The sequence below is a fragment of the Nocardia thailandica NBRC 100428 genome, assembly GCF_000308795.1.
Lineage (GTDB): Bacteria > Actinomycetota > Actinomycetes > Mycobacteriales > Mycobacteriaceae > Nocardia > Nocardia thailandica.
Genome location: NZ_BAGK01000224.1, coordinates 53,852 through 79,030, shown reverse-complemented (window position 1 = coordinate 79,030; position 25,179 = coordinate 53,852). Strand labels below are relative to the sequence as shown.

At 72.1% G+C, this 25,179-nt stretch carries 27 protein-coding genes and 1 riboswitch; of the genes, 12 read left to right on the top strand and 15 right to left on the bottom strand.

Annotated features, from left to right (window positions below; genetic code table 11):
• Entirely contained in the window at nt 1–408 is a 408-nt protein-coding gene (locus ON36_RS26035; protein ID WP_245558206.1) for a hypothetical protein, read from the top strand.
• A gap of 3 nt (nt 409–411) precedes the next feature.
• On the opposite strand, the gene ON36_RS26030 is transcribed toward ON36_RS26035, so the two are convergent.
• The 5 genes from ON36_RS26030 to ON36_RS26010 all read right to left on the bottom strand — a co-directional run bounded on the left by ON36_RS26030 (nt 412) and on the right by ON36_RS26010 (nt 5,390).
• Nucleotides 412–765: a UBP-type zinc finger domain-containing protein gene (locus ON36_RS26030; protein WP_043658804.1), complete on the bottom strand. Its 354-nt coding sequence runs from the start codon at nt 763–765 to the stop codon at nt 412–414.
• The gene (locus ON36_RS26025; RefSeq protein ID WP_043658801.1) at nt 765–2,249 is read right to left on the bottom strand and encodes an ATP-binding protein; all 1,485 of its coding nucleotides are present in this window, start codon (nt 2,247–2,249) and stop codon (nt 765–767) included. The genes ON36_RS26030 and ON36_RS26025 overlap by 1 nt, the downstream gene beginning before the upstream one ends.
• 27 nt (nt 2,250–2,276) lie before the next feature.
• Complete coding sequence (locus tag ON36_RS26020; protein ID WP_043658799.1) at nt 2,277–3,953, bottom strand: NAD(P)/FAD-dependent oxidoreductase; 1,677 nt, start codon at nt 3,951–3,953, stop codon at nt 2,277–2,279.
• Between the two features lie 38 nt (nt 3,954–3,991).
• Nucleotides 3,992–4,183, bottom strand: coding sequence for a hypothetical protein (locus tag ON36_RS26015; protein WP_043658798.1), 192 nt, complete (start codon nt 4,181–4,183; stop codon nt 3,992–3,994).
• A gap of 178 nt (nt 4,184–4,361) precedes the next feature.
• Entirely contained in the window at nt 4,362–5,390 is a 1,029-nt protein-coding gene (locus ON36_RS26010; protein WP_043658796.1) for a beta-ketoacyl-ACP synthase III, read from the bottom strand.
• A gap of 289 nt (nt 5,391–5,679) precedes the next feature.
• On the opposite strand from ON36_RS26010, the gene ON36_RS26005 reads away from it, so the two are divergent.
• The 4 genes from ON36_RS26005 (at nt 5,680) to ON36_RS25990 (ending at nt 9,345) form a co-directional block, all read left to right on the top strand.
• Entirely contained in the window at nt 5,680–6,390 is a 711-nt protein-coding gene (locus ON36_RS26005) for a phosphatidylserine decarboxylase (protein ID WP_043658794.1), read from the top strand.
• Between the two features lie 62 nt (nt 6,391–6,452).
• Nucleotides 6,453–7,268 (top strand): CDP-alcohol phosphatidyltransferase family protein, encoded by an 816-nt coding sequence (locus ON36_RS26000; protein ID WP_245558208.1) that lies wholly within the window; start codon nt 6,453–6,455, stop codon nt 7,266–7,268.
• Nucleotides 7,269–7,284: 16 nt separating this feature from the next.
• A complete protein-coding gene (locus ON36_RS25995; RefSeq protein WP_043658790.1) occupies nt 7,285–8,160 on the top strand; it encodes an RNA polymerase sigma-70 factor in 876 nt (291 codons plus the stop codon).
• 81 nt (nt 8,161–8,241) lie between these two features.
• Entirely contained in the window at nt 8,242–9,345 is a 1,104-nt protein-coding gene (locus ON36_RS25990; RefSeq protein WP_043658789.1) for an NAD(P)/FAD-dependent oxidoreductase, read from the top strand.
• Here ON36_RS25990 and ON36_RS25985 read toward each other — a convergent pair.
• Complete coding sequence (locus ON36_RS25985; RefSeq protein ID WP_052314360.1) at nt 9,272–10,543, bottom strand: hypothetical protein; 1,272 nt, start codon at nt 10,541–10,543, stop codon at nt 9,272–9,274. The genes ON36_RS25990 and ON36_RS25985 overlap by 74 nt on opposite strands.
• Before the next feature lie 73 nt (nt 10,544–10,616).
• On the opposite strand from ON36_RS25985, the gene ON36_RS25980 reads away from it, so the two are divergent.
• Nucleotides 10,617–11,342, top strand: a complete 726-nt coding sequence (locus ON36_RS25980; protein ID WP_043658787.1) for a Clp protease N-terminal domain-containing protein — start codon at nt 10,617–10,619, stop codon at nt 11,340–11,342.
• A 285-nt stretch (nt 11,343–11,627) separates the two neighbouring features.
• Nucleotides 11,628–13,250 (top strand): chaperonin GroEL, encoded by a 1,623-nt coding sequence (gene groL, locus ON36_RS25975; protein WP_043658965.1) that lies wholly within the window; start codon nt 11,628–11,630, stop codon nt 13,248–13,250.
• A 121-nt stretch (nt 13,251–13,371) separates the two neighbouring features.
• On the opposite strand, the gene ON36_RS25970 is transcribed toward groL, so the two are convergent.
• The 5 genes from ON36_RS25970 to ON36_RS25950 form a co-directional block, all read right to left on the bottom strand.
• A complete protein-coding gene (locus ON36_RS25970; protein WP_043658785.1) occupies nt 13,372–13,971 on the bottom strand; it encodes a TetR/AcrR family transcriptional regulator in 600 nt (199 codons plus the stop codon).
• 42 nt (nt 13,972–14,013) lie between these two features.
• A complete protein-coding gene (locus ON36_RS25965; protein ID WP_245558205.1) occupies nt 14,014–14,811 on the bottom strand; it encodes a DUF6585 family protein in 798 nt (265 codons plus the stop codon).
• 74 nt (nt 14,812–14,885) lie between these two features.
• Complete coding sequence (locus ON36_RS25960; protein ID WP_043658781.1) at nt 14,886–15,326, bottom strand: DUF4189 domain-containing protein; 441 nt, start codon at nt 15,324–15,326, stop codon at nt 14,886–14,888.
• Nucleotides 15,327–15,436: 110 nt separating this feature from the next.
• The gene (locus ON36_RS25955) at nt 15,437–16,432 is read right to left on the bottom strand and encodes a suppressor of fused domain protein (protein WP_052314359.1); all 996 of its coding nucleotides are present in this window, start codon (nt 16,430–16,432) and stop codon (nt 15,437–15,439) included.
• A gap of 41 nt (nt 16,433–16,473) precedes the next feature.
• Nucleotides 16,474–17,550, bottom strand: a complete 1,077-nt coding sequence (locus tag ON36_RS25950; RefSeq protein WP_043658780.1) for an FAD-dependent monooxygenase — start codon at nt 17,548–17,550, stop codon at nt 16,474–16,476.
• 91 nt (nt 17,551–17,641) lie between these two features.
• On the opposite strand from ON36_RS25950, the gene ON36_RS25945 reads away from it, so the two are divergent.
• Entirely contained in the window at nt 17,642–18,424 is a 783-nt protein-coding gene (locus tag ON36_RS25945) for an alpha/beta fold hydrolase (RefSeq protein WP_043658779.1), read from the top strand.
• A 6-nt stretch (nt 18,425–18,430) separates the two neighbouring features.
• Here ON36_RS25945 and ON36_RS25940 read toward each other — a convergent pair whose 3' ends face one another.
• Nucleotides 18,431–19,417, bottom strand: coding sequence for an SMP-30/gluconolactonase/LRE family protein (locus ON36_RS25940; protein WP_043658778.1), 987 nt, complete (start codon nt 19,415–19,417; stop codon nt 18,431–18,433).
• 113 nt (nt 19,418–19,530) lie between these two features.
• Between ON36_RS25940 and ON36_RS25935 the strand changes: the two genes are divergently transcribed.
• Entirely contained in the window at nt 19,531–19,980 is a 450-nt protein-coding gene (locus tag ON36_RS25935) for a MarR family winged helix-turn-helix transcriptional regulator (protein ID WP_245558204.1), read from the top strand.
• Between the two features lie 52 nt (nt 19,981–20,032).
• On the opposite strand, the gene ON36_RS25930 is transcribed toward ON36_RS25935, so the two are convergent.
• Complete coding sequence (locus ON36_RS25930) at nt 20,033–20,485, bottom strand: SRPBCC family protein (RefSeq protein ID WP_043658775.1); 453 nt, start codon at nt 20,483–20,485, stop codon at nt 20,033–20,035.
• A 155-nt stretch (nt 20,486–20,640) separates the two neighbouring features.
• Nucleotides 20,641–20,757: riboswitch (SAM riboswitch) on the top strand.
• 14 nt (nt 20,758–20,771) lie between these two features.
• Here ON36_RS25930 and ON36_RS25925 point away from each other — a divergent pair.
• The 3 genes from ON36_RS25925 to ON36_RS25915 are packed head-to-tail and all read left to right on the top strand — an operon-like array spanning nt 20,772 to nt 23,109.
• The gene (locus ON36_RS25925) at nt 20,772–21,560 is read left to right on the top strand and encodes an AfsA-related hotdog domain-containing protein (protein ID WP_043658773.1); all 789 of its coding nucleotides are present in this window, start codon (nt 20,772–20,774) and stop codon (nt 21,558–21,560) included.
• Nucleotides 21,557–22,273 (top strand): HAD family hydrolase, encoded by a 717-nt coding sequence (locus ON36_RS25920; protein WP_052314358.1) that lies wholly within the window; start codon nt 21,557–21,559, stop codon nt 22,271–22,273. Before ON36_RS25925 ends, ON36_RS25920 begins: the two co-directional genes overlap by 4 nt.
• On the top strand, nt 22,267–23,109 hold the full coding sequence (locus ON36_RS25915; RefSeq protein WP_043658771.1) for a hypothetical protein: 843 nt from the start codon (nt 22,267–22,269) through the stop codon (nt 23,107–23,109). The genes ON36_RS25920 and ON36_RS25915 overlap by 7 nt, the downstream gene beginning before the upstream one ends.
• A gap of 63 nt (nt 23,110–23,172) precedes the next feature.
• On the opposite strand, the gene ON36_RS25910 is transcribed toward ON36_RS25915, so the two are convergent.
• Entirely contained in the window at nt 23,173–24,372 is a 1,200-nt protein-coding gene (locus tag ON36_RS25910; protein WP_218001235.1) for an MFS transporter, read from the bottom strand.
• Complete coding sequence (locus tag ON36_RS25905) at nt 24,350–24,976, bottom strand: FMN-dependent NADH-azoreductase (RefSeq protein ID WP_043658770.1); 627 nt, start codon at nt 24,974–24,976, stop codon at nt 24,350–24,352. Before ON36_RS25905 ends, ON36_RS25910 begins: the two co-directional genes overlap by 23 nt.
• Between the last annotated feature and the right edge of the window lie 203 nt (nt 24,977–25,179).

The window sequence follows — 25,179 nt, the reverse complement described above, 5'->3', positions numbered from 1 at the left end:
ATGCCGTTTGTCGTCCTGGCGGCGGGGATGATCTCCCTGACCCTCGTCGGTTGTGGTTCCGGCGACGACACCGACGACGCCAGCGGCCTGCGCCGCGGCACGCCCGCTTCCACGACCGCGGCCGCGACCAGCACCCCGGCGAAGTCCGGCGGCGCCTCGGCGTCGGCCACCTCGGCGCCCGCCACCCCGGGCGCGGCGCCGGCCGGCGCGGACACCACGTGCGGTCAGTTCAAGGCGCTCGGCGACGACGCGCAGAAGACCGTCATCGACCAGATCCTGGCCGCCAACCCGGGCAGCGTGCTCGAGGGCAGCCCCAGCGCGGCGCTGAGCACCGCGAAGCTGGTGTGCTCGCCGTCCGCCGTGGCGGACACGAAGGTGGCCGCCTTGATCGGGATCAAGGTGCCGTAGGGGTCAGTGCACGTGCTGCTGCCAGTCGGCGGGCACGCGGCCCGCGGGGCCGGGTACCGGCTGGTCGAGCGGGTGACTGGTCGGGGCCGCCAGCTCCGGCCCGCCGCCGTACATCTCCTCGGTGACGAAGTTGTAGAACCAGTCCTCGCCGGGCTCGTAGCTCTGCATGAACGGGTGCCCGGTGGCCGCGTTGTGTTTGGTGGCGTGCTGCGACGGGGACGAGTCGCAGCAGCCGACGTGCCCGCACTGGGCGCAGCGGCGCAGGTGCACCCACCAGCCGCCCGCCGCGTCGCATTCCACGCAGCCGGGACCGCTGGGCGGTACCGCGGGGTCGATCCCTTCGATCGCCTCGGACATCACTGACCTCCTTCGTCGGCCGAACTCGGTTCATCGTCGGTGGCGGCGGGTCGTTCCAGGGGGAGGCGCACGATGAATCGCGTGTCGCCGGGAGCGGACTCGACCCGGATGTCGCCGCCGTGCTTGTTCACCACGATCCGGAACGAGATGTCGAGCCCGAGCCCGGTGCCCTCGCCCACCGGCTTGGTGGTGAAGAACGGCTCGAAGATGCGGCTGCGCGTCTCCTCGGGGATGCCGGGACCCGTGTCCCCGATCTCGACCGCGGCGCAGTCGTTCTCGCGGTAGGTGCGCACCGTCAGCGTGCCCTGCCCGTCCATGGCGTAGACGGCGTTGTCGATCAGGTTGGTCCAGACCTGGTTCAGTTCGGCCGCGAAGCACGGCAGCGGCGGCAGGCTCCGGTCGTAGTCCTTGACCACGCGCACCCCGTCGCCGAGCTTGCGGTTGAGCATGACCAGGGTGCTGTCGAGCAGTTCGTGCACGTCGACGACCTGGAACGGGGCCCGGTCCATCTGCGAATACTGCTTGGCCGCGCCGACCAGGGTGGAGATCCGGGTGGTGGAGTCCGCGATCTCGTTCATCAGCAGCTCGGTCTCGATGGTGTAGTTCAGCCAGCGCAGCGCGCCCTCGAACACCTTGGCGTCGCAGGTCTCCAGCGTGGCGTGCACGCCTTCGAGCCAGTCGACGTCGAAGCCGGCCTGCACGAAGGTCGGCGCGAGGTTCCAGCCGTCGGCCAGGCCGTGCTCGTCGAACCAGTCGGCGAGCGCGTCCTCGCGGTCGGCGGTCTCGAGCGGGCTGAGCTCGGGGGCCTTGCCGACCTGGTCGGCGGCCTGCTCCTGCAGTTCGACCAGCTTCACCAGTACCTCGGGGGTGAACTTGCCGGTCGCCATCATCTTGAGCTTGTGCCGCATCCCCGCCACCCGCTCGCGCAGCCCGGAGGTGGCGCGCACGGCCGCGGCGGCGGGATTGTTCAGCTCGTGGGTCAGCCCGGCCGAGAGCGAACCCAGCGCCAGCAGCCGTTCCCGTTCGGCGATGCGCTGGTTGGACTTGCGGTTGCCGAAGAAGGCGCCCTCGAGCAGGTGCACGGCCATCGGGAACCAGTCGCGCACCATCTGGGCGAAGTCCGCGGCCGCGAGGACGAGGAACCGCGAGCGGCGGGTGACGTACATCGATCCCTGGTAGGTCTGGTCGACCCGGTTGCCCAGGTAGGCGGTCCAGGCGCCCGCGTACACGCCGCGGTGGTCGGTGCGGTTGATCTCGATCTCGGTGCCCCCCGACAGCTTGGTCAGCCGGACCTCGCCCTCGATGAGCACGTAGAAGCAGGTCGCCGGGTCGCCCTCGCGGTACACCGGGCCCGGCTCCAGGTATTCGATGTGCCCGTGTTCGCACAGCTGCGCGAGCTGGCTGTCGTCGAGCTGCTCGAACAGGAACAGCGTGCGCAGTTCCTCCGGATCGCAGATCGCGGTCCGCACGGCAGTGTCGTCCATCGCTGTGACTCCCTACTCCTGCGCCGCCTAGGCCAGGTACCGGTGTACGAACATGACCGCCATGGCGCCCTCGCCGACGGCCGAGGCGACGCGCTTGGCGGATTCGGAGTGGACGTCGCCCGCGACGAACACCCCGGGCACGCTCGTCTCCAGGTGGTGCGGCGGCCGCGGCAGTTCCCAGCCGCGCGGGCGGGCGCCGTCGACCATCAGGTCGGGTCCGGCGAGCACGTAGCCCGCCGGGTCGCGTTCGATCACCCCGTCGAGCCAGCCGGTCTGCGGCGCGGCCCCGATGAACAGGAACAGCCGCTGCGCGTCGACCTTCTCCTCGGTGGCGGAGCGGTTGTCGCGCAACACGATCCGCTCGAGGTGGGTGTCGCCGTCGGCGGCGACCACCTCGGTCTCGGCGTGCACGACGATGTTCGGGATCCCGGCGATCTGCTGGATCAGGTAGTGCGACATGGACTTCTCCAGCGAGTCGCCGCGCACGACCAGGTGCACGCGAGCCGCCGTGCGGGACAGGAAGACCGCGGCCTGGCCCGCCGAGTTGGCGCCGCCGACGATGTAGACGTCGTGGTCGGCGCAGTCGGCGGCCTCGGTCATCGCCGACCCGTAATACACGCCGCGGCCGGTGAATTCGTCGACGCCGGGCGCCGGGTGCCTGCGGTAGTCGACGCCGGTGGCGATGAGCACGGTGTGCGCGCACAGCCGCCCGCCGTCGGCGAAGCGCACCGTGCGCGCCGAGCCGTTGACCTCGAGCCCGACGACCTCGCGGGTCGTGACGATCTCGGCGCCGAACTTCGTGGCCTGCCTCCGGGCGCGGTCGGCCAGCTGGGCGCCCGACAGCCCGTCGGGGAAGCCGAGGTAGTTCTCGATGCGGGAGCTCTGCCCGGCCTGCCCGCCGGTCGCGGTGCGCTCGACCAGCACGGTGCGCAGGCCCTCCGAGGCGCCGTAGACCGCCGCGCCGAGCCCGGCGGGTCCGCCGCCGACCACGATCAGATCGTAGAAATCGCCGCTCGGCTCGACGGTCAGCCCGACCTGGGCGGCGAGCTCGCCGTCGCTGGGCTGCACGAGCGCGGTGCCCGCGGCGGTGATCACCACCGGACAGCAGAGCGGGTCGGCGCCCGCGGCCTCCAGCAGCCGCGCGCCCTCGGGCTCGTCGGCCGGGTACCACCGGTAGGGCAGCTGGTTGCGGGCGAGGAACTCCCGTACCTGCGAGGACCGCGGGGACCAGCGGTCGCCGACGACCTTGGTCTCGAGGACCGGCCGCTGCTCGGAGCTGCGCCAGGCGTCGAGCAGGCCGTCCAGCACCGGATAGAGCTTCTCCTCCGGCGGGTCCCACGGTTTGAGCAGGTAGTGGTCGAGGTCGACGACGTTGATCGCGTCGATCGCGGCGCTCGTGTCGGCGTAGGCGGTCAGCAGCACCCGGCGGGCGTAGGGGTGCAGGTCCATGGCCTGTTCGAGGAACTCGATGCCGTCCATCCCGGGCATCCGGTAGTCGGCGATGAGCACGGCGACGGCCTGCCCGCGCAGCTTCATCTCCCGCAGCGCCTCGAGCGCCTGCGCGCCGGACTCGGCCCGCAGGATGCGGTAGTCGGCGCCGTAGCGCCTGCGCAGGTCGCGCACGACGGCCCGGGAGACGCCCGGATCGTCGTCCACGCTCAGGATGGCGGGTTTGGCTGGTGCGTTACCGGCGGGAGAGCTCACCTGTCGAGTATCCCCCCGGCGCGTGCGGGTGGCCCACCTCAGACGCGGTGGTGGGTGAGAATGTCCAGTTCGAAGGGGGTGAGGAGGCGTTCGAGCCGCTCCTCGCGCCGGGCGCGGGTGCTGCGGAGGGTGAAGGCGTTGCGCAACGGGCTGCTGTCATCGGGTTCGATCGTGGGCAGGAGCGGCACCTCGTTGATGTGCCTGCGGTGCAGGAAGGAGCGCAGTTTCACGGCCGATCACCTCGGATTGGGGGATGACGACGGGGCCTGGTGGCTGAGCGGCATCGGTGAGCCTCCATCGGATAGCGGAGAGTTTGCCAGATTCGTCCGCCCCGACGCAAACCGGGCAGGCCGGACGGTGTGCCGTCCGGCCTGCCCCGATGTTCGGACAGGGGTGGGTGCCGCCGCGCTACTTCCAGCGGGGCAGCGTGACAACCTGTGCGGCGTAGGAGAGTCCGGCGCCGAAGGCGATGAGCAGGGCCGTGTCGCCCGGCTTCGACTCGCCCTTGCGCAGCAGCGCCTCCATGGCGAGCGGGATGGACGCGGCCGAGGTGTTCCCGGCGTCCTCGATGTCGTTTGCCAGCGCGCAGTCCGCGGGTAGCTTCAGTACCCGGGCCATGATCTCGATGATCCGGCCGTTGGCCTGGTGCGGGATCATGGCGTCGAGGTCGTCGGTGTCCAGCCCGGCCCGGTCGATCGCGTCCCGGCAGACCTTCTCCAGCGAGTGCGCGGCCCAGCGGAACACCGCGGTGCCCTCCATGGCCAGGTAGGGCCGCACCGCGTCCAGGCCCTTCTCCTCGATCTCGGCGAAGAACTGCATCCAGTCCTTGTTCTGCCGGATGGCGTGGTGCTGGGTGCCGTCGGAGCCCCACACGGTCGGGCCGATGCCCTGCTCCTCGGTCGGGCCGACGATGACCGCGCCCGCGCCGTCGGCGAACAGGAACGCCGTCGAGCGGTCGGTGAAATCGACCGTGTCGGTCAGCTTCTCGACGCCGACCACCAGCACGTTCTGCGCGGTGCCGCAGCGCACCAGGTCCGAGGCCAGCGCCAGGGCGTGACAGAACCCGGCGCAGCCCGCCGAGATGTCGAAGGCGGCGGCGCCGGTCATGCCGAGCTCGGTGGCGATCTGCGGGCCCGCCGCGGGGGTGAGCAGCAGATAGGTCGAGGTGGCCACGATGACGCAGTCCACCTGATCGGCGACCACGCCCGCGGCCTCCATGGCGTCGCGGGCGGCGGCGACGCTCATGGACTGGATGGTCTCGGTGTCCGAGGCGAAGCGGCGGGTCTTGATGCCGGATCGGGTGCGGATCCATTCGTCGCTCGAGTCGATCGGCCCGGCGATCTCGTCGTTCGTGACCACCCGCGCGGGGCGGTACACGCCGAGGCCGAGGATCGCTGTGTGATCGGTCCCAGGCGTCTGGGCGATTCGAGCAGCCATTGTGCGTCTCCTATGTACCTGTCAACCAGCGGTTGCACCGGCGGGTGTACCCGAAGCAACGAAATGTGGTCCGCATCGCCCGTGGCCGGGCGGTGCACAGCGTGTGAACGCCCGGACGTGAGGCTTCCTCACGTTATCAACATGAGGTGTCCTCATGTTAACGCCGTTCGGCGGAAATGGTGGTCTTTGTCATAATCCGGCCCCGGTCACCGGCCCCGGGTGCCGTCGGCCGCGTTCCCGTAAGGTGTGAACGCTTGCCTTATCCGTGTTCGGCAGAAAGAAGGAGCCTGTGGCACGCCGTCCCACCCCGCCCGGCACGCCCGACACCACCGCGCTCGGCCACATGGCCGACCTGGTCCGGGCCGCCGTCCCGCCGCTGCATCCCGCCGGCCTGCCCTTCGTGGCGGTCCCGCTGGCGGTCGCCGTGGTCGGTGGCCGGAACAAGTGGGTGCGCCGTGCCGGCATCGGCGCCGCGCTGGCCTGCGCCACGTTCTTCCGGCACCCGCACCGGGTGCCGCCGAACCGGCCCGGCGTGGTCGTCGCGCCCGCCGACGGCGAGGTCGCCCTCGTCGACACCGCCGTGCCGCCCGCCGAACTCGGACTCGGCGATCAGCCGCTGCCCCGGGTCAGCATCTTCCTCTCGGTGCTCGACGTGCACGTCCAGCGCGTGCCGGTGGCGGGCACCGTGCGTGACGTGCAGCACCAGCCGGGCAAGTTCCTCTCCGCGGACCTGCCCGAGGCCAGCGACGCCAACGAGCGCACCAGCATGGTCATCGACACCACCGACGGCGAGCAGGTCGTCGTGGTGCAGATCGCGGGCCTGCTGGCGCGGCGCATCGTCTGCGACGCCCAGCCCGGTGACGTGCTGACCATCGGCGACACCTACGGCCTGATCCGGTTCGGATCCCGGGTCGACACCTACTTCCCCGTGGGCACCGAGCCCTTGGTCACGGTCGGTCAGCGGACCGTCGGCGCCGAAACCGTGCTGGCAGTGCTGTGATCGACCAGGACCCGGTGGCCGGGCGGAGCAAGCGCCGCCGCTCGGTCCGCCTGCTGCCGAGCATGGTCACCATCCTGGCCCTCTGCTCGGGTCTGTCCGCGGTCAAGTTCGGCCTCGACGGCGAGCTCGGGATGGCGCTGGCGGCGGTCGGCGCGGCCGCGGTCTTCGACACCCTCGACGGCAGGCTCGCGCGCATGCTCGACGCCACCACGAAGATGGGCGCCGAGCTCGACTCGCTCTCCGACGCCATCTCCTTCGGCGTCGCGCCCGCCCTCGTCCTGTACGTCACCCTGCTCGACGACTACAGCGCGGGCTGGATCGTCGCCCTGCTGTTCGCCGTCTCGCTGGTCCTGCGCCTGGCCCGGTTCAACACCCTGCTCGACGACGACACCCGCCCGTCCTGGTCCCGGGAGTACTTCGTCGGCGTCCCCGCGCCCGCGGGCGCGCTCATCGCCCTGGTGCCGATCGCCCTGCAGGTGCAGTTCGGCGACGGCTGGTGGGACAGCTTCGGCTTCGTCGCCGCCTGGACCGTGTTCGCCGCGCTGCTGTGCGTGAGCACGATCCCGACCCTGGCCATGAAGTCGGTGTCGGTGGCGCCGCAGGCCGCGGCCGGCCTGCTGGTGCTCGTCGCCCTTGCCGCCGCGCTGCTGGTCACCTACCCGATCATCCTGCTGCTGATCCTGGTCGCCCTGTACCTGGCGCACATCCCGTTCGCGTGGCGCTCGGCCCGCTGGGTGGCCGCGCGGCCGGAGACCTGGCAGCACAAGCCCGCCGAGCGCCGGGCCCAGCGCCGCGCCCAGTCGCGGCTGCCGCAGATCCGCAGGCCCGCCATCCGCGGCTCGGCCCGCCTGCGCCTGCGCAGCCCGCGCGGGAAGTAGCGCCGGGCGTCCCGCGGTGGACCCGCACGAGCTCCGGGTCTTCCTGGACGCCAAATCCCGGTTGTTCTCGCTCGCCTATCGCATGCTCGGCTCGGCGAGCGAGGCCGAGGACATCGTCCAGGAGGTCTTCCTGCGGTGGGCGGACGCCGACCGGGGCGGCATCGTCAACGCCGACGCCTGGCTCACCACCGTCGCGGTGAATCTGTGCCGGAACGAGCTGGTTTCGGCCAGGGCCCGCCGCGAGCGGTACGTGGGCCCGTGGCTGCCCGAGCCGGTCCCCACCGGCGACGGCCGGCTCGGCCCGCTGGACACCGCCCAGCAGCGCGACGACGTCTCGCTCGCGCTGCTGACCGCGATGGAGCGGCTGGCGCCGGTGGAGCGCGTGGTGTTCGTCCTGCGGTCCGCCTTCGGCTACCCCCACCGCGAGATCGCCGACATGCTCGACCTCACCGAGGCCAACGCCCAGCAGATCTTCCACCGCGCGGGGGAGCGGGTGCGCTCGGGCCGGCCGCGGTTCCCGGTCCCGCCCGAGCGGGCCCGCGCCGTCCTCGACCGTTTCCTGCTGGCCACCGCGACCGGCGACGTGTCGGCCCTGCGGTCCCTGCTGGCCGACGACGTCGTGTCCACCGCCGACGGCGGCGGCCAGGTGACTGCCGCGCGTCGCCCTGTCGTCGGCGCCGACCTGGTCGCCCGCTACCTGCTCGGCCTGCGACGCATGCTCACGCCCACCGCGACGCTGGCCTTCGAGGAGGTCAACGGCAGCGATCGAGTGCTGGTGATGCGCGACGCCGGCGCGGTGACCGGCGTCGTCGACGTGACCCTCGACGGCGACCGGATCGCCGCGATCCGGTTCGTGGTGAACCCCCGCAAGCTCGGCGCGTTCGGCGCGTGAGGCAGGTCACCGCGCCCGCTGTCAGGTTCCTGTGGCGTGTCCGGTCGAAGGGGTGACCGCCGAACGAGAAGGAGCCACACCATGACCGGACAGCAGCACATCGTCGTCCTCGGCGCGGGGTACGCCGGCCTCGCCGCCGCCCGCGGCCTGGTCCGCCGCACCCGCGGCACGCGGGTGACCGTGGTGGACGCGCGCGCGGAATTCGTCGAACGGGTGCGCCTGCACCAGCGCGCGTCCGGGCAGGACATCGCCACCCGCGATCTGCGGGATGTCCTCGGCGCCAGAGGTATCGACTTCGTGCGCGGGCGGGCGACGCGAATCGACCCGGCGGACAAGACCGTTCAGCTGGCGGACGGCGCCGTCCTCGCCTACGACACCCTCGTCTACGCCCTGGGCAGTACCGCCGCCGTCGAGGTGCCCGGCGCCGCCGCGTTCGCCCGCACGGTCGCGACGCCGGAGGAGGCGCCCGCCGTGTGGGCGGCCGCACGCGGAACCGGGGACGGGCCGGTCGTGATCGTGGGCACCGGCTCCACCGGCATCGAGCTGGCGGCGGAACTGGCCGAGTCCCGGCCGGATTCGCGGATCGTCCTGCTCGGGGCCGAGGAGCCGGGGGCCTGGCTGTCGCCGCGCGCCGCCGTGCACCTCCGTGCGGCGCTGGCGCGCCTCGGCGTCGAGATCCGTACCGGCGCGAAGGTCGTCGAGGTGCTCGCCGACGGCGTCCGCCTCGCCGACGGCACCTGCCTGCCCGCCGCCCTGACGATCTGGACCGCCGGTTTCGCCGTTCCCGACCTGGCCGCCCGCGCCGGGCTGGCCGTCGACGCGCGGGGCCGCGTCCGCACCGACGACACCCTGCGCTCGATCTCCCACCCCGACATCTACGCCGCGGGGGACGCGGCCCTGATCGCCGGGCCGGCCGAGCGGCCGCTGCGCATGGCCTGCGCCACCGCCATCCCCACCGGCGCCCACGCCGCGCGGGCGATCGCGGCCCGCCTGCGTGGCGCCGAGCCGCGGCCGCTGCGCTTCCGTTACGCGGTCCAGTGCCTGAGCCTGGGCCGCCGCGACGGCCTCATCCAGGTCCTGCGCGCCGACGACACCCCGCGGTCGCCGGTGCTCACCGGCCGCCCGGCGGCGCGGGTGAAGGAACTGGTGGTGCGGGGCGCGGCGTGGTCGGTCGGGATGCGCTGAGCCGCCGCGCGACCGGCCGCACCCAGGGCGCGAGGCCGATCAGCGCGAGCACCGACAGCCACGGCGCCCGCCACCAGCCGGGCAGGGCGCCGGTGGCGGCGGGCGCGCCGGCGACGAGCGGGCGCGCGGTGGACGACCACACGACGAACGCGTCGCCGATGGGCAGCAGCCCCAAGGTGTAGCGTTTGCCGCCGGGCAGGTCGACCGGGACGCCGAGCAACTCGCCCTCGGCGCCCAGCGCGGACGCCAGCGCGGCGTCGCCGTTGACGCGGGCGGCGCCGAGGGCGACGACCGTGGCCGAGAGGCTGACGCCGGCGATCAGGGGACCGGAATCGACGTCGCCGGCACCGTCGGCGCCGCGCGGGAACTCCCGCAGCCCCGGCCCGAAACCGGCGGGGAACGAGACGAATTCGGCCCGGTAGCGCGCGTACTGCTCGGCGGCGAAGCCGGCGTCGATCTCCGGGAGGAACCGGGCGATGACGGTCTGCGAGGTGGCCCGCGCGCCCTCGAGCGGGCTTCCGTCGGTGGGCGAGACCCGGTGCGGGAGCAGCCCGGTCGCGGGATCGAGCCGGGCGCGGGCCTCGCGCAGCCAGCGCTGGACGACCGGTCCGAACCGGTCGCCGAGGAGCCGGTCGTGCAGCCGAAGGGACGCGAGGGCGACGGTGGAGTCGACCGGCCAGGCCTGGCCGGGGTACGCGGGCAGGAACGGCGTGCCCGCGGCCTCGAAGGCCCGCGCGATCTCCTCGCTGCGCGCCGAGAACAGCCGCTGTTCGGCGGGGTCGGTGCGGTCGAGGGTGAGGATCGCGCCGCGCAGCCAGTTGGTCCAACCCGCCCAGAACACGCCGTTGGCCGGGCGCAGCTCCGGGCTGAACACGGCGCGGCCCTCGGCGGACTCGGTGCGCGCCAGTGCCCGGCGCGCCTCGGCCACGGCCCGGTCGCGCAGCGCGGGGTCGGTGTGCGCGGCCTGCACCCAGGCGAGCCCGTAGAGCACGTTGGCGAAGACGTAGCCCTCCGGGAAGAGACGCTGCGCGTCGGTGTCGGCCCCGCGGTCGAGCGCGGTCCGGACGAACGCGAGCTGGCGCTGCGTGGACGCGGGGTGCTCCTCGATCCCCGGCTGCGGCCACAGGAACCGTCCCGCCCCGACGAGGCACAGCGCCGTGATGACGACCCCCAGCGCGCGCGGCGCCCACTTCCCCATGCCGACCACTGTGCCAGCCGAGCATCGTCAACCAAGGGTTGACGGGGAAGAATCGTCAACCTAGAGTTGACGCATGACTTCGAACATCCGCCTCGACGATCTGATCGACGGCATCAAGAAGGCCCGTCCCGACAACGTGCTCGACCAGCTCTCCGACGCGGTGGTGGCCGCCGGTCACCTCGGTGACGTGGCCGATCACCTCATCGGCCACTTCGTCGACCAGGCCCGGCGCTCCGGGGCGTCCTGGACCGACATCGGCGCCAGCATGGGCGTCAGCAAGCAGGCCGCGCAGAAGCGGTTCGTCCCGAAGCAGCCCGGGGACGCCGCGGCCATGGATCCGCAGGCCGGGTTCGCCAAGTTCACCCCCCGCGCCCGCCAGGTCGTGGTCGGCTCCCAGGAGGCGGCCCGCGCCGCGAGCAACGCCCAGATCACCCTCGGTCATCTGATCCTCGGCCTGATCGACCAGTCCGAGGGTCTCGCCGCCCGCGAGATCGTCGCCCGCGGCGTCGCCCTCGACGACGTCCGGGCCGCGGCCGCCGCGACGCTGCCGCCCGCGAGCGAGGACGTCCCCGCGCTCATCCCCTTCGACGGCGAGGCCAAGAAGGTCCTCGAACTCACCTTTCGCGAGGCCCTGCGCCTCGGCCACAACTACGTCGGCACCGAGCACATCCTGCTCGCGCTCCTCGAGCAGGAGAACGGCGCGGGCGTGCTCACCGGCCTCGGCCTCGACAAGGAGCGGGTCGAATCCGACCTCGTGGAGCTGCTGGCTGCTTTTCTGAAGCCCGCCGAGGAGGAGTGAACCGTCCCGGGTCCGGTGGTCGTACCACCGGACCCGGTCGGGGCTGCGCCCTCGGCCCGCCGCCCGGCCGGTGGAGGCGGTGAACCTTGCACTCGGCACGGGTGAGTGCTAGAAAGGCTCTTGGCACTCTCCACCGGTGAGTGCCAGGTCGGGACGGTGAGACCGGGTTCCATCGACACCCTCGGTCGTCCGTCGCGGGCACCGCACCTGGCCAGCGTCAATGGGGCGATCCGACCTGCGATCGTCTCGTGTGTCAGCCATATACATGTGGAGGATCTCAACGCAATGGCCAAGACAATTGCGTACGACGAAGAGGCTCGCCGGGGTCTCGAGCGGGGTCTGAACGCCCTCGCCGACGCTGTCAAGGTGACGCTGGGCCCGAAGGGCCGCAACGTCGTGCTCGAGAAGAAGTGGGGCGCCCCCACGATCACCAACGATGGTGTGTCCATCGCCAAGGAGATCGAGCTCGAGGACCCGTACGAGAAGATCGGCGCCGAGCTGGTCAAGGAAGTCGCCAAGAAGACCGACGACGTCGCGGGCGACGGCACCACCACCGCCACCGTGCTGGCTCAGGCGCTCGTGCGTGAGGGTCTGCGCAACGTCGCGGCCGGCGCCAACCCGCTGGGCCTGAAGCGCGGCATCGAGAAGGCCGTCGAGGCCGTCACCGCCAAGCTGCTCGACACCGCCAAGGAGGTCGAGACCAAGGAGCAGATCGCCGCCACCGCCGGTATCTCGGCCGGCGACGCGTCCATCGGTGAGCTGATCGCCGAGGCCATGGACAAGGTCGGCAAGGAAGGCGTCATCACCGTCGAGGAGAGCAACACCTTCGGCCTCCAGCTGGAGCTGACCGAGGGCATGCGCTTCGACAAGGGCTACATCTCCGGTTACTTCGTGACCGACCCCGAGCGTCAGGAAGCGGTCCTCGAGGACCCGTACCTGCTGCTGGTTTCGTCGAAGATCTCGACTGTCAAGGACCTGCTGCCCCTGCTCGAGAAGGTCATCCAGGCGGGCAAGCCGCTGCTGATCATCGCCGAGGACGTCGAGGGCGAGGCCCTGTCGACCCTGGTCGTGAACAAGATCCGCGGCACCTTCAAGTCCGTCGCCGTCAAGGCCCCGGGCTTCGGTGACCGCCGCAAGGCGCAGCTCGCCGACATCGCCATCCTGACCGGTGGCGAGGTCATCAGCGAAGAGGTCGGCCTCTCCCTGGAGACCGCCGGTCTGGAGCTGCTCGGCCAGGCCCGCAAGGTCGTCGTCACCAAGGACGAGACCACCATCGTCGAGGGCGCCGGCGACGCCGACGCGATCGCCGGTCGCGTGGCGCAGATCCGCACCGAGATCGAGAACTCGGACTCGGACTACGACCGTGAGAAGCTGCAGGAGCGCCTGGCCAAGCTGGCCGGCGGCGTCGCGGTGATCAAGGCCGGTGCCGCCACCGAGGTCGAGCTCAAGGAGCGCAAGCACCGCATCGAGGATGCCGTGCGCAACGCCAAGGCCGCCGTCGAGGAGGGCATCGTCGCCGGTGGTGGCGTTGCCCTGCTGCAGGCCGCCCCCGCGCTGGACGCCCTCGAGCTCTCGGGCGACGAGGCCACCGGTGCCAACATCGTGCGTGTCGCGCTGTCGGCCCCGCTGAAGCAGATCGCCTTCAACGCCGGCCTCGAGCCGGGCGTCGTCGCGGAGAAGGTCTCGAACCTGCCCGCCGGCGAGGGCCTGAACGCCGACTCCGGCGTGTACGAGAACCTGCTGGCCGCCGGCGTCGCCGACCCGGTCAAGGTCACCCGTTCGGCCCTGCAGAACGCGGCCTCCATCGCGGCCCTGTTCCTGACCACCGAGGCCGTCGTCGCCGACAAGCCGGAGAAGGCCGCCCCCGCGGGCGACCCGACCGGTGGCATGGGCGGCATGGACTTCTGATCCCTTCCGGATCAGCGGTTTCCGCGAACAACACCGAAGGCCGGTCCACCTGGTGGGCCGGCCTTCGGCGTGCGCGGAGGGGGGTGGTGGCGCACGGTGCCGCTGAGCTGAGCGGGCCGCGCTATTCGGGGCGGGGTTCGACCGCGAGGAGGTTGCGGAAGATGTGGTCGACCAGGGCTCGGCGTTCCTCGGGGGAGTCGGGGACGGAGGTCGGGCCGACGCGGACGAGCTGGTTGAAGCCGTGGTAGACGCTCACGGCGACGACCGCGTTCGTGTGGGCCTGCTCGGGGGTGTGGCCGAGTTCGATGAGGAGTTCGGTGACGTAGGCGATGCGGCGGTCGGCGACGCGGCGTAGCGCGGCGGCCACGCTCGGCTGGTCGGCGGCGGCGAGCAGCGCCAGGTCGACGCGGCCGTGGGCGGCGTAGTCGATGACGCGGCCGAACAGCAGGTGCAGGCGCTCGTGCGGGTCGGAGGTGGCGGCGGCGTCGGCGATGACCTGTTCGGTGCCGAGCTGTTCCCATTTGGCCAGCGCGGCCTCGACCAGCGCGGCGCGATCCTTGAAGTGCCAGTAGAAGCTGCCCTTGGTGGCGCCGAGGCGCTTGGCGAGCGGTTCCACCGCGACCGCGGGCAGTCCGCCGGATTCCAGCGCGGCGAACGCGGCGGTGGCCCAGTCGTCGGCCGTGAGCCGTTTGGGACCGGTGCGCGCGCCGTCATTCGCCATTCACATACGGTACCGTATGGTCTGTGCGCCGCCGCGCACCGGTCAGCTCGACGGGACGAGCCGCAGGCGTTCGGCGAGTTCGTTGAAGATGTAGAAGTTGGGCACCTCGCCGACCGGCGCCAGCGAGATCCACAGGCCGTCGACCTTGAGCCGGATCATGCCACTGCGGGCGTCGATGAGCTGGATCCGCTCCCAGTCGATGGCCTGCCCGGCGAACAGCAGGGCGTCGAGGTTCAGGCCGATGTCGCCGAAGTACACGGTCTCGCCGTTGTCGATCGCGGCGACGGCGCCGGGCAGCTGGGTGCTGGTGACCGCGGACTGGATGGCCCGCGCCCATTCCCTGCCCCGCGCGAAGTGCGTGTCGTCGATGTCGGCCGAGGCGCCGGGGCCGGTCAGTTCCAGCGAATAGACGATGGGCGTCGCCTCGTGGAACGGGATCTCCTGCTGGCGCACTTCCACGGTGTCCCAGCGGAACCCGGCGACCCGTTCCCCCGAGCGGTACACGGTGACGCCGTGGTCGAACAGGTCGATACGCGCCGAGTGCTGTGCGTGGTTGAGCAGGCCGCGCCGGATCGCCAGCAGGGTCGGGATCGCGGCGAGGAACAGCAGCGCGAAGGCGCCGGGCCAGGCGCCGACCACGGCACAGATGGCGCCGATGACCGCGCTGGTGCCCGCGATGATGCCGCACCCGCGCACGAAGGTGTCGTCGGCGGGCTGGGCGAGGTAGGTGTCGCGGTGCGCGCCGAGGTGCTGATACTCCGACATGAGATGTATCAGCTGTGTCAGCGCGACAGTTCGCCGGACGTCGGCTGTGTCCTCCGGCCCTTGCGGAGTGATCACGTGTCCCTCCATGAGGCGGTTCTCCGCGGCGAACTGTATTCCACTCGGCCGGAACCCGCCACCGGTCCCGCGATTCAGTCCTGGCAACCGGACAGCGAGATCAGCGGGAAGAGGCCGTAGGACCGCAGCGTCGCGTCGAGATCGGCCTGCAGCTGGGTGGCGGCCGACGCCCAGGAGAACACGGATCGATTGCGCCCGCCGATCTCGCGGGCCTTCGCCAGCGACATGCACGAACCGCTGCTGACGACGACCGCGACGGTGCAGTCGTGCGGTGGCAGGCCCGAACCGGTGTCGGTGGTGGTGATCTCGCGGTCGCACACCGCGATCGCTTCGTCGGTGGCCGCCTGCTTCGTCTCGCGATTGCGCACCATGCCGGCGACGCCGTTCACCGAGGACACCGCGATGGCGCCCCATTTGGGCGCGGGGGCGGGCGCGGCCTGGGCGGGCGCCGTCACCGCGGCGCCGCCGGAAACGAGGGCGAGGCCGGTCACCACGCTCAGCAGCAGCTTCTTCACTAACGTTTACCCATCTCGAAAAACACCTGCCGGCCGATCACGCCGGATCCGGGCGGCGCCCACTGTAGCGGAAAGAAAAGAGGCTGTACCACATTCGTACCGAGTCGTGATCAATCGACGGTGACGATCAGGTTCCGCAAGGCGGGAACGGTGGTCGCGGTGCCGCACCGCAGCGCCTCGGCCAGGGGCGTGACCGCCGCGGCGGGCACGTCGATTTCCAGAAATTCGCCGGTGTCGCCGCGGAATGCGGGTTCGGGCGCGGGCGCGAATCGGATCGCGGTGTCGCTCCCGGTGAGCCGCAGCGCGTTTCCCGACCCGAGCCGGTCGGCCAGGGCGTCGGCGACGATCGGCGCCGCGTGCGCGCCGATCCGGATGACCGCCGCGGTGCCGTCGTAGGTCCATTCCACGGTGTCGGCGAAGAGTTCGCCGAGCCCGGAGCCCTGCTCGGTGGTGCCCGCGCGCACCTCGGCCGCGATCTGCGGATCGGTGAGCAGGCAGGCGCGGGCGGGGTCGGTGACCCACAGCGGCAGGCGCGGCCGGAGGACCCGCAGCAGTTCCCGCGTGCGCCACCGGCGTGCGGCGTCGTATTCGGCCTCGGTGAGCCCGACGATCTGCAGGAATTCGACGCGGCCGTTGGGTGTTCCGATCGCCCCCAATTCCGGGTCGGTGATCACCGCGGCGGCCCGGATCGCCGATTCGGTGTCCTCGGCCGCGAACGGGCCGAGCCCGCCGAGATGATGCCCGGACGCGAACCGGTTTCCGGACTCGTGCACATAGCGGGCGAGATTCTGCAGGAATGCGGCGGCCCAGATCGGCGCCTCCCGTTCGCCGGGCCGACGGGTGAGGCGGAAGGTGAATTCGAATCCCCAGCCGGATTCGGCCGGGTCGCCGGATTTCGATTGCGCGACGCCGAGTTCGCTCATTCCGTAGCTGACATAGTGCCAGTGCGGAACCGGTTCCTCGCGGGCGTAGGCGCTGATTCCGTCTAGCGGATCGGGACCGCCCAGCTGCCAGGCGATCAGCGTCCCCCAGTGTGTCGGCGCGGTGTCCCCGTAGAGCGGTCGCAACGCGTCATCGATTGCTGCCCATCCCGAAAGTTCCTCCACCCCTGCGATATTAGTGAGCGGTACCGACAGGAAACGGGTGCTCAGCCGGCGCGCCAGTCGTGTGCCGAGCGCAGCCGGCGAGTGGCGAGTTCGTCGGGCAGGCGCCGGGTGACGCTGTCGCGGAACCGGGCCGCGGCCTCCGAGCCCGGCATCGCCACCCGCGCCATCCGCCGGGCCAGCCGGTTGAGCCGGGCCACCCGCGGCCTGCGCTCGGCGGAGTAGGTCGCGAGGTCGGGGGCGTGCGCGGCCAGGACCACGGCGTCCTCCAGGGCGAGGCCGGCGCCCTGTCCCAGGTGCGGCAGCATGCCGTGGGCGGCGTCGCCGATCAGCACGACCCGCCCGCGGGCCAGCTCCGCCGGGACCGCGACGTCGAGCAGATCCGTCCGGATCATGCGCTCCGGGTCGGCCGCGGCGAGGAGCGCGGGCGCCGGGTCGCACCAGTCGGCGAATTGGGCGAGGCCGAGGTCGGGGCGGCGGGTCGCGGCCCAGGCGTACGCGCGACCCCGGTCGATCGGGATGACGCCGATCTCGCCGTGGGCGCCGACGACCATGCCGCACAGCGTCTCCGGTGCCGGGTCGGCGATCCAGCGCCAGGCATGGATGCCGGTGTCGCGGGCGTGGCTGCCGGGCCACAGCTGGGTGCGCAGGCGGCTGCGCACCCCGTCGGCCGCGACGACGAGGTCGTAGCGGACGCTGTCGGCGGCGGTGTGCACGGTGCCGTCGGTCTCGGCGCGCAGGACCGTGGTGCCGAGCCGGAGGCGGTCCGGGGGCAGGCGCTCGGCCAGCGCCGACAGCAGGTCGGCGCGGTGGAGGGCGACGAGATCGCCGTGGGCGAACTCGCGCAGGGGTGTCGCGGCGAGCGGGGTGCCGTGGCGGTCGAGGACGGTGCCGGTGTGGTCGGGGAGCGCGGCGCGGCGGACCGTGGCGCCCGCCCCCAGCGCGTCGAGGGCGGACAGGGCGTTGGGCGCCAGGGTGATTCCGGCGCCGACCTCGGCCAGGTCCGTGGCCCGCTCGTGGACGGTGACCGCCCATCCCGCCGATCGCAGCGCGAGCGCCGCCGCGATCCCGGCGATTCCACCCCCGACGATCGCGGCCGATCTCGCGCTGGACTCTGGCACCGTTGCCCCCCTCGACTTGTCTACTACGTAGGGTAGTAGAGAGTGGGCCCTCCGGCAACGGTCGCGCGACGGACTCGCGTACGGTCGGCGCATGAGCGTCACGCTGCACGATCAGGGGACGGGCGCGCTGCCCGCGCTGGTGCTGATCCACGGCATCCCCGGTTCGATCCACTGGTTCGGCGCCCTGGCCGAGCGGCTGGGGGAGTTCCGGGTGATCCGCGTCGACACCAGCGGGCAGGGCGCCGGTGGCGCGCCGCTGGATTCGGCCGCGCGGACCGCGGAGGTCGTCGAGGCGCTGGCGGCGCTGGAACTGCCCGCCTGCGTGGTGGTCGGCCACTCCTTCGGCGCCGAGCTCGCGCTGGGGGTGGCCGCCGTGCTGCCCGGCGTGCGTGGCGCGGTGGTCATCGGGCAGAGTCCGGACTACACCGGCGCGCGGGTGCCGACCTGGGCGGCGGGCGTGGTGCGGCCCTCCGTGATCCGCTTCGCGCAGCGCTGGACGCCCGCGCCGCTGGTCCGGCTCGGCAACCGGTCCGGCTTCGGCCCGGGATTCCGCGCGGCGACGGTCGCGGGCCTGGCCGATCTCGTCGTCGCCGACTTCCGGGCCGCCCAGCCCGCGGGGTTGCACTACGCCCTGTCCGCCCGCGGCGCCGAGTTCGCCGCCGACCCGCTCGACGCCCGCGTCGCCCGCCTCGGCCTGCCGGTCCTTGTCGTCCACGGGCGCCACGACCGCCTCTACGACTGCGCCCGGGCTGCCGACCGCTACGCCGCGGCGGGCGCCCGGGTGCACATCGTCGAGGAGGCGGGTCACTCGCCGCAGGTCGAGCGGCCCGACGAGGTCGCCGCGGTGATCAGGGACTTCCTGACCACGCTCTGAGTCCGATCAGATGCCGTCGACCGCGTGGACGGCGAACGGCCCCGGCGTGCCCGGCCCCATCGGGCCGCCCTTGTCGAACTGGGACGACACCACCAGCGCCCGGTGGCCGCTGCGCACCATGGTGGTCGGGATCTGGAGCGCGGGGTCGTGGAAGGTGGCCTCGCGGGTGGCGGCGGTGCCGTCGGCGTTCAGCGTCCAGCGGCTGATCGTGTCGTCCACGTTGTGGACCACCCACAGGGTGCGGCCGTCGAGGGCGAGGCCGTCGCCGTGGCGGACGTCGCCGCCGGTCAGGGCGATGGCGCGCGGCGCGGTCGCGCCGGTGGGGTCGACGCGGATCAGGGTGCCCGAGGTCATGGCGACCACCAGCAGGAAGCGTCCCGCCGGGTCGGCGACGATGCCGTTGAGCTCCAGCGCGTCCGGCGCCACGGGCTGGGGCAGCGCCGCGGCGAGTTCCGCGGCGACGGCGAGCGTCCCGCGCTCGCCCCGGTCGACGCGCTCGGGGGCGACCGCGTAGAGCACGTTGCGCACGCTGTCGGTCAGGTAGGCCGTGCCGTCCGGCGTCAGGGCCAGGTCGTTGACGAAGTGCGGCGCCGGGCCGGGCACGTCGAAGCGGGCGAGCGGCGCCCGGGTGGCGGTGTCGTAGACGGTGACGCCCGCGGTCGAATCGATGACCCACAGCCTGCCGCGGCCGTCGACGGCGAGGCCGTTGGCGGTGGCGCGCCCGTCGGCGCCCGCCGCGAGGAACTCCTCGGCCCGGCTCGCGCCCGCGGCCGCCCGGTAGATCGCGCCGGTGCTGTAGGAGCCGACGTAGGTGTCCCCGGAGCGCGGGTCGAGGGCGATGCCCTCGGGGTAGGCGCGGTCGCCGGGCAGGCCGAAGGCGGTGGTCACCGCGGGGGCGGCCGCCGCGGGCGCGGGCTCGGCGGTGTCGGTGCCGCATCCGGCCGTGACACTGGCCGCCGCCAAGGCGGCCACGGCGAAGCGGGATCGGAACATCTCAGACCTCTTCCATGGCTGAAGCTTCACACTCAACAACGGGTCTTAACGTAGATTAGAGTTCTAATCATCGTCAAGGGGTTAATGTTCCGATGGGCGGATACGATGCCGCTATGACGTCCATGCCCGCCGCCGAGCGTCTCGGCTCGTACATCAAGCGCGCCGAACAGGCGCTGATCGCGGCGAAGACGGCGGCGCTCAAGCCCTTCGGACTGACCGTCCCGCAGTTCAGCGCCCTGCTGCATCTCGCGGAGAACCCCGGCATCTCCGCCGCGGCGCTGGCCCGCCTGGCCGGGGTCACCCCGCCGACCATGAACACCGTGCTCGGCAACCTGCAGGAACGCGGCCTGGTCGAGCGCACCCCGCACGAGTGGCACAAGAACGTGCTAGAGACACGGCTGACCGAGGCGGGCCGGGCGCTCACCGACGAGGCCGACGCCCGCGCCATCGCCGTCGAGCGCACCCTGGCCGCGCAGTTCACCGACGACGAGGTCGCCGCCATCAAGGACCTGCTCACCCGCGGCGCCGACCTGCTCGACGAGATCCGGCAGGGCCTCGGCTAGAAACGCGCAGAGCCCGCCGGAACACCGGCGGGCTCTGCGTGGGTCGGCGAACTCAGCGTTCGGCGACCTCCTTGATCCGGGCGAGGGTCTCGTTCATGCCCCGCACCAGATCGGTCTCGAACTGCTGCTCGCCGCCCAGGGCCACGCTGATCGCGCCGCGGATCGGCGCGGGCACGCCCTTCGGGTGCACGTCGCGGCGCTCGACCACGCGGGTGCCGGTGGCGGTGGGTTCGAGGACGTAGCTCCACACGGTGCGGTTCTCGTTCATCCGGAAGGCCAGCACCTTGTTCGGCTCGAACCGCACGATCTTCGACGTCGTCGGCCACACCTTCCAGCCGTCCTTGTTGATGTTGACGGTGAACGCGCCGTCGCGCACCCCGCCGATCGGGATGACCTTGAGCGTGGTCGGGCTGTACTCGGGCATGCGGCCGAGATCGGACAGGACCGACCACACCTTCTCCGGCGATGCGGCGATGTCGATGCTGGCTTCGAGGTTCTTCGGCAACGGTGCCTCCGGGGCTGTGTGACTGGCGGTACCAGGTAAGCATAGGAAACCGGCACCGGCCCGGACACCGCCCGTGGGCGGAGGTTCGCGGGGTTTTCCGCAGGATGCTCGGAAATATGGTCAAAAACATTGCCGCGCTCTAATTTTCGGTACACGGTCACGAGTCCCAGCGGCAAGCCCCGGCTGGCTGGGCGGCAACCCTCCATCGACGGCGGGGTGCTCCGGGTGACGACCGGATGGCGGCGCGGAGGAAGCCGCCATAAGCGTCCTTGATGGAGGTCTGTCCATGTCTGTCGTTCAGCTCGAAACCACCGCGGCCCCCGCCGAGCAGCTGGCCACCACGTTCGCCGTGGTCGCCGACCGCTTCCTGGGGATCACCACCGACGACCGGGTGCACACCGTGTCCGGCCTGGTGGCGCTGCTGCGGGGTGGCCGTTTCCGGGCCACCGCCGCGGAACTCACGGTGTATCTGGGGCAGGGCGTCACCCGCCACGACCTCGACTACATCGAGCACGTCGCGGCGATCCACGCGCCGCGGGCCCGGTTCCGGGTCGTCGGCGAGATCGCCGAGCCCGCGGCCCGCCATCACGTGCACAAGTACCAGGACTCCAACGTGCTGCTGGCGGGCCTGCGGCGCGAGGCCGAGAACGTCTTCCGCGCCGACCTGCGCGTGGACGGCGACAACGAACTCCTGCTCGATCACCAGACCGGTGAGCACGTGCAGGGCATCGTGGTGATCGAGGCGGTGCGCCAGCTGTTCCTGGCCGCCTTCGAACTCGAGCACGGGGTGCGTCGCCCCGAGGAGCACTTCTACATCGTGTGGAACGCCGTCGACCTGAAGTTCACCTCGTTCCTCTTCCCGCTGCCCGCCAGCCTGCACGCCACGCTGACCCCGATCGCGCTGGAGGATCCCGGCAAGCTCGAGTTCGCCATCGAGACCGAGGTCCGCCAGTTCGGGCGCACCGTGGCGACCTCGCGGATCGGGTTCACCGCGCTGCCCCACGAGCGGATCACCCAGATCGAACGGGCCAAGGCCGCCAAGGCGATCAGCGCGCATCTGGGCCTGTCCGCATGAGCGGCGCCGCCTTCTTCGATGTCGACGAGACGCTCATCACCGTCAAGAGCATGTTCACCTTCCTGCGGTTCTGGCTGGCCGAGCAGGGTGACGACGGCAGCGAATACGTCCGGCGGACCGACGATCTGAAGGCGCGCGCGGCAGCGGGCGCGCCTCGGGAGGAGGTCAACCGGGCGTACTACGAGGGTTATCGCGGCGTGGCGTACTCGGCGCTGGTCGCGGCCGGGCAGCGCTGGTTCGAGGAGTTCGCCGCGAGCGGCACCGCGTTCTACGCCGAGACGGTCCAGGCCCTGCGGGCGCACCGCGCCGACGGGGATCGCGTGGTGCTGCTGTCGGGTTCGTTCGCCCCGGCGATCGCGCCCGTCGCGGCGGCGGTCGGCGCCGACCACGTCATCGCCACCGAGCCGCTGCTCGACGAGCGCGGCGTGCTCACCGGGGAGATCCGCAGGCCGATGATCGGCGCCGCCAAGGGCGAGGCCGTGGTGGAGTTCCTGCGCGCCCACGGCATCAGCAGCTCCGACACCTGGGGCTACGGCGACCACGCCTCCGACCTGCCGTTCCTGTGGCTGGTCGCGCGACCGGCCTATCGCGGCACCGACCCGACCCTGGTCGAGGCCGCGCGGACCGGCACGTGGCGGCATCTGGGCGACCGGCTCGGCGACGCCGACGGTCACGTGTTCACCGACGAGCGAAAGGTGGCCTCCGTATGGTGAAGCGCCGCTACGACCTGACCCCGACGACGCAGGGTCCGCTGTATCCGCCGAGTGAGGTTCTCGACGCCGACGGCAATTTCCTCGTCGTCGGCTTCCTGAACGACGAGGGGCCCGACGGCACGGTGACGCGTCGCTGGGGCCGGGCGATCGTCGCGGCGGACACCCCGCTGCCGCCGTTCGGCGAGAACCTCCCGTACCGCGTGATCCGCGAGCTGCCGGAGGAACTCGCACCCGCCGACGCCGAGCAGGTGCTCTACACGCTGCCCCTGCCGCTGCCCGCGCACAACTATCCGATGGTGTTCGCCCCGGACCAGCTGCCGGACGCCGCGGCCGTCACACGGCCGAGCTACGCCTTCCACGAGGTCCCCATCCCGGACCTGCGCCCGGAGGACGGCCGCAAGCTCACCGAACCGGTGACGCTGGGACGCTGGCTGGAAGCCCGTGGCACCGTGGAGGTCTCGCTCGCCGACGACGAGCGCAGCGCCGAATTCCGGTTCGAGTTCTCCGGCCTGATCCCGGACTCGCTCTACACCGTGATGTCGCTGCGTTCCGGCGACCTGGACCCCGACAACCCGACCCGGCCGGGACCGCTGGGCGTCCCGAACGTCTTCGTGACCGACCTCGACGGCAGCGCCACCTATCGGGCCTCGCTGCCGAACCCGTTCCCCGACCCGGCCGAGCCCGGCGCCAACCGCGTCGTCAGCGTGGTCGTCCTGTGGCAGAGCTACCAGCAGAACTACGGCGGGGCCATCGGTCACTTCGGTCTCGGCGGCGACATCCACGCCCAGCTGAAGCTGCCCACCCCCACCTTCGAGGAATTCCGTACCCGCGCCTGAACTCCCGACGCGCGAGCGATCGCCCCGGTGCCCGATCGGCACCGGGGCGATCGTCGTCCGCGGCTAGGCGGGGGCGCGCACCGTGGTCGAGGCGAAGGCCAGGGCCGCGCCGGCGAAGCCGAGCGCCGCGATGGACAGCGCGACGGCGGGGAAACCGCGGTGCGCCACCGCGTTGGCCAGCTGCGGGCCCGCGCTGGCGCCGACGAACAGCGCGAAGGTGTACAGGGCCGTCGCCGCACCCCGCGCCTCGCCCGCGTACGCCGAGACGGCCTGGACGGCCGCCGGGGCGGCCACCGCGACCGCCGTGACGAACACGAAGAGCCAGGCCCCGACCCAGATCCCGCCCAGCGGCACGGCGGTGACGGCCGCGGCCGCCCCCGCCGTGCTCAGGGCGACGATCAGGCGCCGCGTCGGATCGAAGGCCGCGAGCCGGGTGGCCAGGACGGGCACCGCGATCATCGCCGGGATGGCACTCGCCCGCAGCGCCAGCAACGCGCCGCTACTGTGTCCGATGCCGTCCGGCGGCGCGAGCTGCACGCCGGTGTAGATACCGACGAAGGAACCGAGAACGGCAAGGCAGGCGGCGTAGAGCAGGGCGACGCGCGGCGTGCGCAGGAGCCCGGCGAACGCGGTGAAGACCGCGGCCGCAGAGGCCGATCCGGCGGATCGTGTACCGGATTCGAGCACCCGGTACAGCGCCACCGCCGACACCGCGAATCCCACCGCGCCCAGCACGAAGACCGCCCGCCAGCCCAGCGCGGCGCCGGCGAGCTGGGCGAGGACCTGCGCGACGACGCCCGCCGCGAGGAACGAGCTGGTCAAACAGGTCAGCGCGAACACCCTCCGCTCTGGCGCGATGCGCTCGGCCAGATAGGCGAACGCCGCAGGCGCGAAGAACGACGCCGTCAGGCCCTGGGCCACCCGGGCGGCGAGCCCGGCGCCGAGGGACGGCGCGACGCTCACCGCCAGGGTGGTCAGGGCGGTGGCCGCCAGTCCGCCCACGATCACCGGCCGGCGGCCCCAGTGGTCCGAGAGCGGACCGGTGACCAGGAAGCCTGCGCCGTAGGCGAGCCCGAAGGCAGTCGTGGTCCAGGTGGCCGCCGCGCGGGAGGCGCCCCAGACCGCGGCCAGATCCCCGAGGACCGGCAGCACCACGTACAGCTGGCCGACGACGAGAATCCCGACGGCACAGACCGTCGTCACCGTCGGGCCGGTCGGCGCCCACCCCCGCGCCTGCGGCTCAGTAGTCGCCGGCGAGCTCACGCGCACGCTCCTGCGCGGCGACGAAACCGGCCTCGGGATCGGCGGTGAGCACCGTGGGCGCGAACCGGATCTCGCTGACGTCCTTCACGCCGACGAACCGCAGCCAGTCCTCCACGAACGGCGTGGCGAAGTCGCTGCCGAACTGGATCGGCACGCCCGGCTGGTGCACGCCGCTGGTGTAGACGGTCACCGCCCGCTTGCCCTCGAGCAGGCCGCTGTAGCCGACCTCGGGGTCGAAGGCGAACGCCCAGCCCGGCTGGGTGACGATGTCGACGTACTGCTTGAGGATGTAGGGCACCCCGTGGTTCCAGATCGGGATGTTGAGCACGTAGACGTCGGCCGCGGCGAAGCGGTCGAACACCGCCCGGGCCCGCTCCCAGGCCGCCACCTGCTCGGGGGTCTGTTCCGTACCGGTGAACACCGCCAGTTTGGCGGCCGCGGCCTCGGTGCCGAAATCGGGCAGCCCGGCGTCGAACAGGTCGAGCGTGTCGACCGTCAGGCCGGGATCCCTCGCGGCGAGGGCGTCGATGAAAGTTGTTGCGATGGCACGGGATTGGCTGGATTCGCCGCGTGCGGAGGCGTTGATGTGGAGCAGGGTGGTCATCGGAATCCTTTCGCGGAACTGCGGACTACTCACGAGTACGCGCCGCCTCCGGCACCGACAATGATTTGTCGCATGCTGCCGCGAATGGCGCCCGCGCCCGGCGCCCGCGCCGCCGCATTTCCGCCGACCTGATTCGAAAGCGCTGCGGGCGAGGGGGAATGGGTAGTAGGCGCAGCTCCGCGCCGGTTCGGCCGTCGCGCCTC

Bases quoted from the DNA above. Each gene is read 5' to 3' on its own strand.
- ON36_RS25905 (WP_043658770.1), bottom strand. From the start codon at position 24,976: ATGACCACCCTGCTCCACATCAACGCCTCCGCACGCGGCGAATCCAGC.
- ON36_RS25940 (WP_043658778.1), bottom strand. From the start codon at position 19,417: ATGTTCCGATCCCGCTTCGCCGTGGCCGCCTTGGCGGCGGCCAGTGTC.
- ON36_RS26010 (WP_043658796.1), bottom strand. From the start codon at position 5,390: ATGGCTGCTCGAATCGCCCAGACGCCTGGGACCGATCACACAGCGATC.
- ON36_RS25990 (WP_043658789.1), top strand. From the start codon at position 8,242: ATGACCGGACAGCAGCACATCGTCGTCCTCGGCGCGGGGTACGCCGGC.
- ON36_RS25980 (WP_043658787.1), top strand. From the start codon at position 10,617: ATGACTTCGAACATCCGCCTCGACGATCTGATCGACGGCATCAAGAAG.
- ON36_RS25920 (WP_052314358.1), top strand. From the start codon at position 21,557: ATGAGCGGCGCCGCCTTCTTCGATGTCGACGAGACGCTCATCACCGTC.
- ON36_RS26025 (WP_043658801.1), bottom strand. From the start codon at position 2,249: ATGGACGACACTGCCGTGCGGACCGCGATCTGCGATCCGGAGGAACTG.
- ON36_RS25985 (WP_052314360.1), bottom strand. From the start codon at position 10,543: ATGGGGAAGTGGGCGCCGCGCGCGCTGGGGGTCGTCATCACGGCGCTG.
- ON36_RS25925 (WP_043658773.1), top strand. From the start codon at position 20,772: ATGTCTGTCGTTCAGCTCGAAACCACCGCGGCCCCCGCCGAGCAGCTG.
- ON36_RS25915 (WP_043658771.1), top strand. From the start codon at position 22,267: ATGGTGAAGCGCCGCTACGACCTGACCCCGACGACGCAGGGTCCGCTG.
- ON36_RS26035 (WP_245558206.1), top strand. From the start codon at position 1: ATGCCGTTTGTCGTCCTGGCGGCGGGGATGATCTCCCTGACCCTCGTC.
- ON36_RS25945 (WP_043658779.1), top strand. From the start codon at position 17,642: ATGAGCGTCACGCTGCACGATCAGGGGACGGGCGCGCTGCCCGCGCTG.
- ON36_RS26000 (WP_245558208.1), top strand. From the start codon at position 6,453: ATGGTCACCATCCTGGCCCTCTGCTCGGGTCTGTCCGCGGTCAAGTTC.
- ON36_RS25935 (WP_245558204.1), top strand. From the start codon at position 19,531: ATGACGTCCATGCCCGCCGCCGAGCGTCTCGGCTCGTACATCAAGCGC.
- groL (WP_043658965.1), top strand. From the start codon at position 11,628: ATGGCCAAGACAATTGCGTACGACGAAGAGGCTCGCCGGGGTCTCGAG.
- ON36_RS25970 (WP_043658785.1), bottom strand. From the start codon at position 13,971: ATGGCGAATGACGGCGCGCGCACCGGTCCCAAACGGCTCACGGCCGAC.
- ON36_RS26030 (WP_043658804.1), bottom strand. From the start codon at position 765: ATGTCCGAGGCGATCGAAGGGATCGACCCCGCGGTACCGCCCAGCGGT.